Raw genomic sequence first — 12,489 nt, forward strand, 5'->3', positions numbered from 1 at the left:
GAGGAAGAAAGCCCATGGGAAAAGCAACCGGTTTTTTGGAATACGAGCGCGAGGAAGGGCGCGTCACTTCTCCTCTCGAGAGAATTCAGAACTTTCATGAGTTTCATGCCCTTCTCCCGATGGAGGAGCAGCAAAAGCAGGGCGCGCGCTGCATGGACTGCGGCGTGCCGTTCTGCCAGGCGGGCATGATGATCGCGGGCATGGCCTCCGGCTGTCCGCTTCACAACCTTATCCCCGAGATGAATGACCTCGTCTACCACGGCAACTGGGCGCAGGCCTATGTGCGCCTGAGCGCGACGCACTGTCTGCCGGAGTTCACTTCCCGCGTCTGTCCGGCCCTGTGCGAGGCGGCGTGCACCTGCGGCATTTCCGACGCTCCCGTCTCCACCAAGGAGAATGAGCGCCGCGTGATCGAATACGCTTTTGCCAACGGCCTGGTCTCCGGGGATCCGCCCCGCGTGCGCACCGGTAAGAGCGTTGCCGTCGTCGGCAGCGGCCCGGCCGGACTGGCCGCCGCTCTGCTGCTCAACCGGCGCGGCCACAGCGTCACGGTCTACGAGCGCAGCGACCGCCCCGGCGGCCTTCTGCGCTACGGCATCCCGAACATGAAGCTGGAAAAGAGCGTCATCGATCGCCGGATCCATTTGATGGAGCAGGCAGGCGTGCGCTTCGTCTGCGGGACGGACATCGGAAAGGATCTCACCGGCGAGGAACTGCTGAGCCGTTACGATCGGGTTCTGCTTGCCTGCGGTGCGTCCCAGCCGCGGGATCTCGACGTTCCCGGCCGGGAATCCAAGGGAATTCACTTCGCGGTGGAATTCCTCAGCCATGTGACGAAAACGTTACTGGACAGCGACTTTTCCAAGCTTCCCGACGAGGATGTGAAGGGAAAGCAGGTGCTTGTCATCGGCGGCGGTGACACCGGAAACGACTGCGTCGGAACAGCGGTGCGCCTTGGCGCGGCGGGCGTTATGCAGCTGGAAATGATGCCCCAGCCCCCCGCGGAGCGTCTGCCCTCGAATCCATGGCCGGAATGGCCGCGCGTCGGCAAAACCGACTATGGCCAGGAGGAAGCCGCAGCGGTGTTCGGAAGCGACCCGCGCCGCTACCAGACAACGGTGAAGGAATTCCTCGCGGATGAAAACGGTTCGGTCCGCTCCGCCGTGCTCGTCTCTCTGCGCCCCGAAAAGGACGAAGCAACGGGCCGCCTGCGCATGGTTCCCGTGGAGGGAAGCGAGGAAGAAATCCCCGCCGATTTCGTACTCATCGCGGCGGGCTTTACCGGCTGCGAGGCCTACTCCGCCGATACCTTCGGCGTGACGATCAGTGCCCGCGGCAATGTGGACGCCGCCTCCGATTCCTGCGCCACCAGCGTTCCGCGCGTGTTTGCGGCGGGCGACATGCGGCGCGGCCAGTCGCTTGTGGTCTGGGCCATCGCGGAGGGCGAGGCTGCTGCGAAAGCAATCGACGAGTCTCTGATGGGGTACACCAATCTGTAACGATAAGCTGATTGAAAAAGGACGCGAAACCGGTTTTTCGGTTTCGCGTCCTTTTTTACCAGATGAAAAGCTCCTGCCCTGTCAGCTTCATCAGTGCTTCCAGAAAGTAATAATCACCGTAAATAATGGAGAACTCATGCTCCTTGTCGTGATACGCGCCCGTGCATTTTGTGAGGAGATTGTCCTCGTTTTCGTCCCAGTTGAGACGCTGATCCGCCAATGCACGGAGCAGCTTGAGCGCGGCGTCCAGATACAGCTTCTGCTGGCGGCCCTCATGCAGCTTTGCCAGTTCGATCAGTCCGCAGGCGGCAATGGCCGCTGCGGTGGAATCCTCCCATGTCACATCCTCAGGCTGGCGGAAATCGACCGGAATCAGCCCGCTCTCCGGAATGTTCGCGATAAAATAGTTCGCGATCCGCTCCGCCGTCTCCAGATACGCACGGTCTCCGGTGTCCAGGAAGCTCAGCGTAAAGCCGTACAGGCCCCAGGTCTGGCCGCGCGTCCAGGAGGAACCCTCCTCATAGCCCTGGCCGCCGTAATCCCGCACCATCTCCCCGGTGTCCGGATCAAACTCCACGATATGCCTCACCGAGCCGTCGCCCCGCACAAAGCAGCGCTGTGCTGTGTCGGCATGGTGGACGGCGATCTGACGGAACCGGGGATCGCCCGTTTCCTCGCTCGCCCAGTACAGAAGCGGCAGGTTCATCATGCAGTCAATGATCGCCCAGCCCCGGTGATCCCGGCCATTGTCGTCCCAATCGTTCCAGGCGCGGATGAAATGCCCCGCACAGTTGTAGCGGCCCGCCAGCTGCCCCGCCGCGATCAGTCCCCGGTTCCTGGACTGCCGGTTTCCCGTCTTGCGGTAATTCGCGACGGCGGTGGGCAGCCACTTGAAGCCGTTGTCGTGGTCCATCTTGTCGTAATCCATCAGGTTTGTGTCCAGCTTTTTCTCGTTCTCCTCTGCAACCGTCCGATAAAACGGATCGCCTGTAAGCGTGTAAAGCTGCCACATCATGCCGCCCCAGAAGCCGTTGGTCCACCAGCTGTCCCGTTCGCCGGATTTATCGTCGTGCACCCCGTTCACCGTGGTGTAGGGAATTTTATGCGCCGATCGCCTGCTGACCTGTTCCAGCTTTTTTGCTGTTTGTTCCAGCGTTTTGGTGGCCCATGCCAGCTGCTTTTCTCCCAGTTCCAGTTTCATTGTATGCCGTCCTCCCCATCCCCGGATTCCCGGGGAGCTTATTTGCTCCCTATCTTAGCGCATTTCTTGCACCCTGGCAAGACAACAAATTTCTTTTTTCCGTCCCCGCGCCCCTTTCCTCTCTCCCGTTTGAGAGCCAAGCCCGCCCCACGTCTGGAAAAAACGGCAGGCTGACAAAGTGCACAAATTTCCCTTTTTCTTTTTTAGCTTGTATCCAAATTTACAAATACGATCCAAAATGGTATGGTTAAATCAAAGGGGAACGGAGGGAAAAGCATGAATAGCGAAACGATTTACACCACACTCAAGCATCGTATTTTGGATCTCACCCTGAAACCGGGGCAGAGCATGAGTGAACACAAGCTGTGTGAACGCTTCGGCGTTTCCCGTACGCCGGTACGCACCGCTTTGCAGCGTTTACAGGCGGACGGGCTGGCGCATGTGATCCCCTATCGCGGCAGCACGGTCTCGCTTTTGGATTTCGACGAGATCCAGCAGATGATCTATCTGCGCACCGCTGTGGAATCACAGGTGATCCGCGATTTTCTGCCGGTATGCACCCCGCTGCTGGAAGAAAAAATCCGCTACCAAATCCGCAAGCAGATGGCGCTGATTCAGGGAGATTTCGAGCTGTCCCAGTTCTATGAGATGGACTCGCACATGCACGCCATCTGGTTCCGCACCACCCACAAGGATAAGCTGTGGGAACTGATCCAGAAGGCACAGATCCATTACACGCGCTTCCGGATCCTGGATATTGCGGAAAGCCGGAACTTCTCCGCCATCATCCGGGAACACCGAGAGCTGCTCCAAATCATCCACGAAAAACAAGCCGATGCCATCGCGCCCCTGATGCACCGCCACCTGTACGGCAGCATCGAACGGCTGGGAGAAAAGCTTCAAACCGAATTCCGGGAATATTTTATCACAAAGGAGACGGACAACTGATGGACATTCGTTACAGCACCAATCCACGCGACGTCAAGCGCTACACCACCGAGGAGCTGCGCCAGGAATTTCACATCACCGGCCTGTATGAGGCCGATCAGGTCAAGGCGGTTTACAGCCATGTGGATCGCATGGTGACGCTCGGCTGCATGCCGGTTCACGAGACGGTGTCGATCGACAAGGGGATCGACGTGTGGGCGAATTTCGGCACGCACTATTTCCTCGAGCGCCGCGAGCTTGGTCTTTTCAACCTCGGCGGCAATGGCGTGGTGATCTGCGACGGCAGAGAATACCCGATGGGCTATAAGGACTGCCTGTATATCACGATGGGTACAAAGGAGGTTTTGTTCCGCAGTGAGGACAGCGCCACCCCCGCCCGCTTCTACATGGTCAGCGCTCCGGCGCACCGCGCGTATGAAACCCGCCTCATCACGCTCGCGGAGGCCGCGAAACGCCCGCTGGGAAGCCAGGAGACGGCGAACAAGCGCGTGATCAACCAGTTCATCCATCCCTCCGTTCTCCCCACCTGCCAGCTCTCCATGGGCATGACCTGCCTGGAGCCCGGCTCTGTGTGGAACACCATGCCCTGCCACACGCACGAGCGCCGCATGGAGATTTACACTTACTTTGAGATTCCCGAAAACAACGTTGTGTTCCATCTGATGGGACAGGGAGACGAGACGCGCCACATTGTCATGCAGAACTTTGACGCGGTGATCAGCCCCTCCTGGAGCATCCACGCAGGCTGCGGTACGTCGAACTACACCTTCATCTGGGCGATGGGCGGCGAAAACCAGGCGTTTGACGATATGGATAAAATCCCCACCACGGAATTGAAGTAAAAGAAAGAAGGCTGCTTCGCATGAATATTCTGGACAGTTTCTCCCTCAAGGGAAAAATCGCACTTGTGACGGGCGCTTCCTACGGCATCGGCTTTGCCATTGCAACGGCTTACGCCCAGGCAGGCGCGACGATTGTTTTTAACGATATCCGTCAGGAGCTGGTCGACAAGGGGCTGGCCGCTTACAAAGAAGAGGGCATTGACGCGCATGGCTATGTCTGCGACGTGACGGACGAAGCCGCTGTGCAGTCCCTGGTCAAGCGCATTGAGGAGGAAGTCGGAATCATTGATATTCTCGTGAACAACGCGGGGATCATCAAGCGCATCCCGATGTGCGACATGACCGCCGAGGAGTTCCGCCAAGTGATCGACGTGGACCTCAACGCCCCGTTTATCGTCTCCAAGGCTGTCATCCCCGGCATGATCCAGAAGGGACACGGCAAGATCATCAATATCTGCTCGATGATGAGCGAGCTTGGGCGCGAAACCGTCTCCGCCTACGCGGCGGCTAAGGGCGGACTCAAAATGCTCACCCGCAACATCTGCTCTGAATATGGCGATCAGAATATCCAGTGCAACGGCATCGGCCCCGGCTACATTGCTACACCGCAGACCGCACCGCTGCGCGAGCGCCAGCCTGACGGCAGCCGCCATCCGTTTGACAGCTTCATCGTCGCCAAGACTCCCGCCGCCCGCTGGGGGACAACGGAGGATCTCATGGGCCCGGCGGTGTTCCTCGCATCCGACGCTTCCAACTTTGTTAATGGCCACATTCTCTATGTGGACGGCGGCATTCTGGTCTACATCGGCAAGCAGCCGTAAAGGAGCGCGTATGAAAACAGGGAATTTTGTGCTCACCGGAGAAGCAATGGCGCTCTTTATCGCACAGGAGGAAGCCCCCCTCGAGGAGGTTACACACTGGGAATCCGCCGTGGCCGGCGCCGAGCTGAATGTGGCGATCGGCCTGGCACGCCTGGGCCACTCGGTGTCCTACCTGACCGCCCTGGGAGACGATTCGTTCGGCCGCATGATCCGCGCATTTCTGAAAAAGAACGGAATCAGCGGGGAACTGGCCTTCACAGATCCCAAGCGGCAGACGGGCTTCATGCTCAAGGGTAAGGTCAGCCGCGGCAATCCGCCGATCCAGTACTTCCGCAAGGGCTCGGCGGCTTCGGCACTGGGAGAGACGGAGACCGCTTCCTGCCTGGACGGCAAAGAGGGCGGCCTCCTGCATATGACGGGGATTTTCCCCGCTCTCTCGGAACGGACGCTGGCGGCTTCGGAAGATCTCATGCGTCGCGCCCGGGAGAAAGGAATGACTGTCACCTTCGATCCGAACCTGCGTCCCCAGCTCTGGCCGGATAAGGAAACCATGACGCGCACAATCAACCGCCTTGCCGGATACGCCGACGTATTTCTGCCCGGCGTGAAGGAAGGAAAACTGCTGTGCGGGGAGGAAACTCCCGAGGGCATTGCCTCCTGCTATCTGGATCGCGGCGTGAAAACCGTGATCGTCAAGACGGGGGCACAGGGAGCCTACGGCGCGACGCGGGAGGAACGCTTTCAGGAGCCCACCTTCCGCGCGGAAACCATCGTGGACACCGTCGGCGCGGGCGACGGTTTTGCGGCCGGCGTTCTCTCCGCCATGGCCGAGGGCCTTCCTCTGCGCGAATGTGTGCGGCGCGGCAACGCGATCGGGACTCTGCAAATCATGAGCGTGGGCGACAACACCGGCCTGCCGGATCGGGAACAGTTACAGCACTTTATGGACACCACGCCGCAGGAGGAATCGACATGAATTTTTACGATAAGTTAAATTCCGAGAAAATAGTCCCTGTTGTTAAAATCAACGACGCGTCCAAAGCGCCGGATCTGGCGCGCGCCCTGCTGGCGGGCGGCCTGTCCGTCATCGAGCTGACATTCCGCTCCGCCGCCGCCGCCGATGCCATTCGCGCGGTCTGCCGGGAAGTTCCGGAGCTGACCGTGTGCGCCGGAACGGTGCTCACCCCCGAACAGGCACAGCAAGCCGTCGACGCAGGCGCGCAGGCCATCGTCAGCCCCGGCACCAACGAGGAAGTCGTGCGCTGGTGCCTGCACCGCGGTATTCCGGTTATTCCTGGCGTAGCAACACCCACCGAGGCCGAGGCCTGCATCCGCATGGGGCTGGACGTGCTCAAGCTGTTCCCCGCCGAGACGGTCGGCGGCGTGGGGATGCTCAAGGCCCTTGCCGGGCCTTACAGCTACCTCCGCTTTATGCCGACAGGCGGAATCAACCTGAAAAACCTGCCGAATTATCTCGCTCTTCCGAACGTCCTGTGCTGCGGCGGCAGCTGGATCGCTTCCGAAAAGCAGATTGACGCGGGCGAGTTTGCAGAAATCACCCGTCTCGCACAGGAAGCCGCCGCCGTTGCTCGTGCATAAAATATCCAAACAGGAATAAATGCGACAAAAAATACCGTGTGTTTCGATTTTTTCTCGATCCACACGGTATTTTTCTGTCAGATCAAATCCTCTGTGTCGCAACCCAGCGCATGGGCGATCCGGCCCAGCAGAGCGGTTCCCGGCTCCACCTCGTATCGCTCCCAGCGATAAACCTCCATCTGGGAAGCGCCAAGCGCTTCCGCCAGTTCGGCCCGCGAAATGCCTGCCCGCTCCCGCATCCGCTCAATCTTGCGGTCACGCTCCAGCAGGAACGCGCGTTTTTTTGCTTCATCCACCAGCACCGGCAGCCCGTTGTGATTTTGCAGGGCGCACGGCTTTTCCCCACGGATAAACGGGGAACCATCCTCGGAATCCATCGTGTACCCTACGGGAAGCACGTAGTCGCGCCCGCCGTCATCATCCCCGTTCTCCTCCGGGAAAAAGGCAAACACGGGTTCCTCCTCTCCCCAGCGGTATATCCGAATCACCAGCCGTTCTTCCATCGGCTTTTCCTCCTTTTGATCATTCCCCGCTGAACAGCGGCGTGCTGAAATACCGTTCCGCCGTGTCCGGCAGGATGGTCAGCACCGTTTTTCCCTTGCCCAGCTTCTTTGCCAGCTTGAGGGCGGCGGCCACATTCGTTCCGCTGGAAATGCCGCACATCAGCCCTTCCCGGCGCGCCAGCTCTTTCGCGGTGCGGATCGCTTCCTCATCCGTCACGATGCAGATTTCATCGTAAATCTCCTGATTCAGGTTTTCCGGAATCACACCGTCTCCGATGCCCATTTGCAGGTGCGTGCCGACGCTTCCGCCGGAAAGGATCGCCGCGTTCTCCGGCTCCACGGCCCAGATCTGCATTCCAGGATTCTGTGACCGCAGCACCTCACCGATCCCGCTGATCGTGCCGCCCGTTCCCACGCCGGAGCAGAAGCCATGGATCGGCCCCGCCACCTGTTCAAGAATTTCCACGGCAGTGTGGTAATGGTGCGCTTCCAGATTGCCGGGATTGGAAAACTGCTGCGGCACAAAAACCTTTGGGTCCTCACGCTGCATCCGCAGAGCCGTTTGCAGACATTCCTCAATGCAGTCCCCGATGTTTCCGGCATCGTGGATCAGGATGACCTCCGCCCCGTAATGACACACCAGCTTACGGCGCTCCTCGCTGACGGAATCGGGCATGATAATGATCGTCCGATAACCCTTCACCGCACCGATCAAAGCCAGGCCAATCCCCTGGTTGCCGCTGGTCGGCTCAACAATCACCGTATCCGGGCCGATTTTCCCTTCCCGTTCCGCGTTTTCAATCATCTGACAGGCTGTGCGCGTTTTGATCGATCCGCCAACATTCAGGCCCTCGAACTTCACCAGCACCTGCGCTCCCTGCGGATCCGGCAGATGCTGCAAGCGGATCACCGGCGTATGGCCAATCGCTTCCAGAATGGTGTTGTAAATCACTGCGGTCCCCCCGTTCCTCTGTCTCTCTGACAGGCAATCAAAAAGCTTTTCTTTCTATTATAGTATGATTCCCCCGATTTGGAAACTCTTTTTTCCTCCCCGCCCATTTCCTCCGCCAGCCCTAAAAATGAACAAATTTCCAAAAACGTCTTGACAGAGCGAGTTAGTTGCAGTAAACTAACTATGTTCCAAGAGGTTAGCTTATTCTAACCTTAATCCGCGTCACCAAAAGGAAGGGATTACAATGATACCGCTGACCATGGCCCGCCCGGGCGAAACCGTTACCATCCGCAAAATTACCGGGAAGGACGAGGTGCGCCAGCATCTGGCGGAGCTTGGCTTCGTTGTGGAGGAATCCGTCACCGTAGTAAGCGGGATCGGCGGTAACCTCATCCTTCAGGTCAAGGACAGCCGGATTGCTCTGGACCGCTCTTTGGCAAACAGAGTGCTGTTCTGATAAGAAAGCCGCGGACAGTTTCGAAGCAGGAGGAGGCGTGAAGCATGAAAACATTGAAAGACGTGAAGGTCGGAGAGAGTGCGGTGGTGAAAAAGCTCCACGGGGAAGGGCCCGTGAAACGCCGCATTATGGATATGGGAATCACCAAAGGGACCGTACTTCTTGTCCGGAAGGTCGCTCCACTGGGCGATCCGATGGAGCTGAATGTGCGTAATTACGAATTGAGTGTGCGCAAGGCGGACGCAGCCATGATCGAGGTCGAATAATTTTTTTCCTCTGCGGTTAGATAGATCTAACCGCAAGAGCTTTGAGCAAATGAGGAGCGGCAGCTCATGAACAAAGACAGAAGGAGTGACATCAGGTGAGCATTACCATCGCACTTGCGGGAAACCCGAACAGCGGCAAAACCACTCTGTTCAACGCCCTGACCGGCAGCAACCAGTATGTCGGCAACTGGCCGGGCGTAACGGTCGAGAAAAAAGAAGGCCGTCTCAAAGGCCATAAGGATGTAATTTTGCAGGACCTCCCGGGCATCTATTCCCTGAGCCCCTACACACTGGAGGAGGTCGTCGCGCGCGGCTATCTCGTCAAGGAACGCCCGGACGCCATCCTCAACATTGTGGACGGCACAAACATCGAGCGCAATCTGTATCTGACCACCCAGCTGATTGAACTTGGGATTCCCGTTGTCGTAGCAGTCAACATGATGGACGCGGTGCGCAAAAACGGCGATGCTATTGACCTTGTAAAGCTGGGAAAAGAACTGGGCTGCGCCGTTGTACCGACAAGCGCCCTCAAAGGCGAGGGAGGCATGGAGGCAGCGGAGAAGGCCATCGAACTGGCCAATACCAAGCAGCAAGGCGAGCATCCTCATGTGTTTACCGGCAGCGTCGAGCACGCCATCGCCCACATTGAGGAGTCCATCTCGGCACTGGTAGAGCCCGATCTCCTTCGCTGGTACGCCATCAAACTCTTTGAGCGCGATTCCAAGGCGGCCGAGGAGCTGGGGCTGGATAAAAGCCTAATGGATCACATTGACCTGCACATTCAGGACTGTGAGAAAGAGCTGGATGATGACGCGGAGAGCATCATCACCAACCAGCGCTACGCTTACATCAACAAAGTCACGGACCAGTGTGTAAAAAAAGCGCGCGCCCGGCACAGCCTTTCCACCTCCGATCAAATTGATCGGATTGTGACGAACCGGATTCTGGCTCTGCCAATCTTTGCCCTTGTCATGTTTCTTGTTTATTTCATTTCCATCGGTACAGTGGGAACCTTTCTTACCGACTGGACCAACGACACACTGTTTGGCGAACTAATCTGCGGCAACCTGGCCTCATGGCTGGAAGGGATGGAGGTCGCTCCGTGGCTCAATGGTCTGATTGTTAACGGTATCGTTGGCGGTGTGGGTGCGGTCATCGGCTTTGTGCCGCAGATGCTTGTGCTTTTCCTGATGCTGTCCCTGCTGGAGGATGTCGGCTACATGGCGCGCATTGCCTTCATTATGGACCGTATTTTCCGCAAGTTCGGCCTTTCCGGAAAAAGCTTCATCCCCATGCTCGTCGGCTCCGGCTGCGGTGTGCCGGGCGTCATGGCTTCCCGCACAATCGAGAATGACCGCGATCGCAAAATGACGATTATGACCACCTGCTTCATTCCGTGCGGAGCAAAGATGCCGATCATCGGCTTGTTCGCGGGCGCGCTCTTCGGCGGCAGCGGCCTTGTGGCGACAAGCGCTTATTTCATCGGTGTCGCCGCTATCATTCTGAGCGGAATTCTGCTCAAGAAGTTCAAAGCGTTTGCCGGAGAGCCTGCTCCGTTTGTGATGGAGCTTCCCGCTTACCATCTCCCCCGCGCCGTTAACATTCTTCGTGCAACCTGGGAGCGCGGCTGGAGCTTCATCAAGCGTGCCGGCACTGTGATTCTGGCTTCCTCTATCATTCTGTGGTTCCTTCAGGGCTTCGGCTTTACGGATGGTGTGTTCGGGATGGTCGAGGATAACAACACAAGCCTGCTCGCTTCCATCGGCCAGGTGGTCGCACCGATTTTTGCTCCGCTGGGCTTTGGCACCTGGAAACCCGCTGTCGCCACCTTTACCGGCCTGATCGCAAAGGAAAATGTGGTGGGAACCTTCGGCGTGCTGTACGGTTTTGCGGAGGTTTCCGAGGACGGTCAGGAAATCTGGGCGAACATTGCAGCTGATTTCTCTCGCCTGACGGCATACAGCTTCATGATTTTCAATCTGCTCTGCGCTCCGTGCTTTGCCGCAATGGGAGCCATCAAGCGCGAGATGAACAACGCCAAATGGACGCTGACTGCGATCGGCTATATGTGTGTGTTCGCCTATGCGGTTTCCCTCATTGTCTACCAGCTTGGGAACCTGCTTCTCACCGGCGTCTTCGGGCTTGGCACTGCGGCGGCCCTGATTCTGCTGGCCGTGCTGATCTTCCTGGTAGTTCGCCCGAACAAATACAATTCTGATTATGCAAAGGATGCTTCGGTTTCCGTTCGCCTGAACCGGAATACCAGTGTCTGAAAGGAGGAACCTTTTATGTCAGCCGCTTTCCCCATGACTCTCTTTTTTCTCTCCGCATGGAACGGCCCCACCATTGTTTTAGCCCTGCTGATCCTTCTTCTCTTTGCGGCTGTGGTGGTTCACTTGGTACGAGGCCGTAAAAAGGGCGGATGCAGCTGCGGCGGAGGATGCTCCGGATGCGCGGGTGCATGCCATTGCCATCCATCCACTAAAACAGAACACAAGTAATACCATTTGTAATACTCTTTCCTTTTTTGAAGCGGCACCGCGGATAACCGCGGTGCCGCTTTGCACTGTCCTGAAAGCAAACGGAAACGGGATCGAACACCCCTCCCGGGGCATTCGATCCCGTTTCTCCATACGCTTTGAAACTTCTCTCTACCTCATGTCTTTCGTTCTTGGCGAAACACAAGAGGAAAAAGATCAGGCAATCGTCACAACGGTGACGGGCTTGGGAGACTTGTTGATGTAGAAGCCGCAGGCGTCGCCGGGTTTACCGGTGGCGCGGATGCGGAAGAACCAGTCGTTTCCTTCGTTTTTCACAAATTCCACGTCAAACGAGGGAGATCCTGCCACAAACTCAGGCTTTTCGTTTGCAGTCAGCTTAAACTGGTATTCACCGCTCTCACCGACCTGGAAGGGAGTTGTCGTGTCACTGATCACACCGCCGTGGGCGTTCCCGCCTGTGACGGAGACGACTTTCCCACCGTTGACCAGCACATCAGCTGTTTTGCCGGGGGTCACTACAACCACACGGAAGAAATAGTCATTGCCTTCCTGAGAGACAAGCTCTACCCGGAAAGCGCTGTTAGTGACGGTCATCACCGGAACGGTGCCATCCTTTGAGGTAATACGGAACTGGTAAGAACCATTCGTAATATGCAGATCGGCAGTGGTGTCGCTCGCAAAAGAGGAGGACATCGGCGGATAAGAGGAATCAGCTTCCGGAATGGGCATCGGACTGCCGATATCATTGGGGTCTTCCTGGCTTCCGGGATTGGAAGGCTCAGGATCTGGAGCGGGATCCGGATCCACGCTGTTAAAGGACGCACTCACAACCACCGACTCCGCAGGCATTTCGAAATGATAGGTCTTATCCTTTTCCTCTTCTGTAACCTGCTGCTCTTC

The 12,489-nt window shown here is 57.6% G+C and carries 14 protein-coding genes; 10 read left to right on the forward strand and 4 right to left on the reverse strand.

All coding sequences use genetic code 11. The features are described from left to right. The first annotated feature begins 14 nt into the window (after nucleotides 1-14). A complete protein-coding gene (gene gltD / locus B5F35_RS13870; protein ID WP_087241970.1) occupies nucleotides 15-1,499 on the forward strand; it encodes a glutamate synthase subunit beta in 1,485 nt (494 codons plus the stop codon). Between the two features lie 55 nt (nucleotides 1,500-1,554). On the opposite strand, the gene B5F35_RS13875 is transcribed toward gltD, so the two are convergent. Next, nucleotides 1,555-2,700, reverse strand: a complete 1,146-nt coding sequence (locus B5F35_RS13875; protein ID WP_087241972.1) for a glycoside hydrolase family 88 protein — start codon at nucleotides 2,698-2,700, stop codon at nucleotides 1,555-1,557. A 276-nt stretch (nucleotides 2,701-2,976) separates the two neighbouring features. Here B5F35_RS13875 and B5F35_RS13880 point away from each other — a divergent pair, with 276 nt between their 5' ends. Genes B5F35_RS13880 through B5F35_RS13900 form a run of 5 tightly spaced genes read left to right on the forward strand, consistent with a single transcriptional unit; the run spans nucleotide 2,977 to nucleotide 6,910 of the window. Further along, complete coding sequence (locus tag B5F35_RS13880) at nucleotides 2,977-3,648, forward strand: GntR family transcriptional regulator (protein ID WP_087241974.1); 672 nt, start codon at nucleotides 2,977-2,979, stop codon at nucleotides 3,646-3,648. Continuing rightward, nucleotides 3,648-4,490, forward strand: coding sequence for a 5-dehydro-4-deoxy-D-glucuronate isomerase (kduI, locus tag B5F35_RS13885; protein ID WP_087241976.1), 843 nt, complete (start codon nucleotides 3,648-3,650; stop codon nucleotides 4,488-4,490). The genes B5F35_RS13880 and kduI overlap by 1 nt, the downstream gene beginning before the upstream one ends. 20 nt (nucleotides 4,491-4,510) lie before the next feature. Then, nucleotides 4,511-5,311 (forward strand): gluconate 5-dehydrogenase, encoded by an 801-nt coding sequence (locus B5F35_RS13890; protein WP_087241978.1) that lies wholly within the window; start codon nucleotides 4,511-4,513, stop codon nucleotides 5,309-5,311. 10 nt (nucleotides 5,312-5,321) lie between these two features. Continuing rightward, a complete protein-coding gene (locus B5F35_RS13895; RefSeq protein WP_087241980.1) occupies nucleotides 5,322-6,287 on the forward strand; it encodes a sugar kinase in 966 nt (321 codons plus the stop codon). After that, entirely contained in the window at nucleotides 6,284-6,910 is a 627-nt protein-coding gene (locus B5F35_RS13900; RefSeq protein ID WP_087241982.1) for a bifunctional 4-hydroxy-2-oxoglutarate aldolase/2-dehydro-3-deoxy-phosphogluconate aldolase, read from the forward strand. Before B5F35_RS13895 ends, B5F35_RS13900 begins: the two co-directional genes overlap by 4 nt. 77 nt (nucleotides 6,911-6,987) lie before the next feature. On the opposite strand, the gene B5F35_RS13905 is transcribed toward B5F35_RS13900, so the two are convergent. Together B5F35_RS13905 and cysK are read right to left on the reverse strand one after the other, a co-directional pair. After that, a complete protein-coding gene (locus tag B5F35_RS13905; protein ID WP_087241984.1) occupies nucleotides 6,988-7,413 on the reverse strand; it encodes a helix-turn-helix domain-containing protein in 426 nt (141 codons plus the stop codon). A 19-nt stretch (nucleotides 7,414-7,432) separates the two neighbouring features. Continuing rightward, nucleotides 7,433-8,365: a cysteine synthase A gene (gene cysK, locus B5F35_RS13910; RefSeq protein ID WP_087241986.1), complete on the reverse strand. Its 933-nt coding sequence runs from the start codon at nucleotides 8,363-8,365 to the stop codon at nucleotides 7,433-7,435. Nucleotides 8,366-8,609: 244 nt separating this feature from the next. On the opposite strand from cysK, the gene B5F35_RS13915 reads away from it, so the two are divergent. The 4 genes from B5F35_RS13915 (at nucleotide 8,610) to B5F35_RS13930 (ending at nucleotide 11,589) form a co-directional block, all read left to right on the forward strand. Next, nucleotides 8,610-8,822, forward strand: a complete 213-nt coding sequence (locus B5F35_RS13915) for a FeoA family protein (protein ID WP_087241988.1) — start codon at nucleotides 8,610-8,612, stop codon at nucleotides 8,820-8,822. A gap of 44 nt (nucleotides 8,823-8,866) precedes the next feature. Then, nucleotides 8,867-9,088, forward strand: coding sequence for a FeoA family protein (locus tag B5F35_RS13920; RefSeq protein ID WP_087241990.1), 222 nt, complete (start codon nucleotides 8,867-8,869; stop codon nucleotides 9,086-9,088). A 95-nt stretch (nucleotides 9,089-9,183) separates the two neighbouring features. Continuing rightward, nucleotides 9,184-11,361, forward strand: coding sequence for a ferrous iron transport protein B (gene feoB / locus B5F35_RS13925; RefSeq protein WP_087241992.1), 2,178 nt, complete (start codon nucleotides 9,184-9,186; stop codon nucleotides 11,359-11,361). A gap of 15 nt (nucleotides 11,362-11,376) precedes the next feature. Next, nucleotides 11,377-11,589 carry a FeoB-associated Cys-rich membrane protein gene (locus B5F35_RS13930; protein WP_242969535.1) on the forward strand — a complete coding sequence of 71 codons (213 nt, stop codon included), beginning with the start codon at nucleotides 11,377-11,379 and terminating at the stop codon, nucleotides 11,587-11,589. 195 nt (nucleotides 11,590-11,784) lie between these two features. Here B5F35_RS13930 and B5F35_RS18770 read toward each other — a convergent pair. Beyond that, nucleotides 11,785-12,489: hypothetical protein (locus tag B5F35_RS18770; protein WP_162611433.1), on the reverse strand; the 705-nt coding region annotated here is incomplete at its 5' end.

It is taken from the genome of Anaeromassilibacillus sp. An200, assembly GCF_002160025.1.
Taxonomy (GTDB): domain Bacteria; phylum Bacillota; class Clostridia; order Oscillospirales; family Acutalibacteraceae; genus Caccousia; species Caccousia stercoris.

What these genes read in the sequence shown, in the direction of transcription:
- B5F35_RS13880 (WP_087241974.1), top strand. Translation starts at nt 2,977, where the DNA reads ATGAATAGCGAAACGATTTACACCACACTCAAGCATCGTATTTTGGAT.
- B5F35_RS13920 (WP_087241990.1), top strand. Translation starts at nt 8,867, where the DNA reads ATGAAAACATTGAAAGACGTGAAGGTCGGAGAGAGTGCGGTGGTGAAA.
- kduI (WP_087241976.1), top strand. Translation starts at nt 3,648, where the DNA reads ATGGACATTCGTTACAGCACCAATCCACGCGACGTCAAGCGCTACACC.
- B5F35_RS13905 (WP_087241984.1), bottom strand. Translation starts at nt 7,413, where the DNA reads ATGGAAGAACGGCTGGTGATTCGGATATACCGCTGGGGAGAGGAGGAA.
- gltD (WP_087241970.1), top strand. Translation starts at nt 15, where the DNA reads ATGGGAAAAGCAACCGGTTTTTTGGAATACGAGCGCGAGGAAGGGCGC.
- B5F35_RS13930 (WP_242969535.1), top strand. Translation starts at nt 11,377, where the DNA reads ATGTCAGCCGCTTTCCCCATGACTCTCTTTTTTCTCTCCGCATGGAAC.
- B5F35_RS13895 (WP_087241980.1), top strand. Translation starts at nt 5,322, where the DNA reads ATGAAAACAGGGAATTTTGTGCTCACCGGAGAAGCAATGGCGCTCTTT.
- B5F35_RS13915 (WP_087241988.1), top strand. Translation starts at nt 8,610, where the DNA reads ATGATACCGCTGACCATGGCCCGCCCGGGCGAAACCGTTACCATCCGC.
- B5F35_RS13875 (WP_087241972.1), bottom strand. Translation starts at nt 2,700, where the DNA reads ATGAAACTGGAACTGGGAGAAAAGCAGCTGGCATGGGCCACCAAAACG.
- B5F35_RS13890 (WP_087241978.1), top strand. Translation starts at nt 4,511, where the DNA reads ATGAATATTCTGGACAGTTTCTCCCTCAAGGGAAAAATCGCACTTGTG.
- B5F35_RS13900 (WP_087241982.1), top strand. Translation starts at nt 6,284, where the DNA reads ATGAATTTTTACGATAAGTTAAATTCCGAGAAAATAGTCCCTGTTGTT.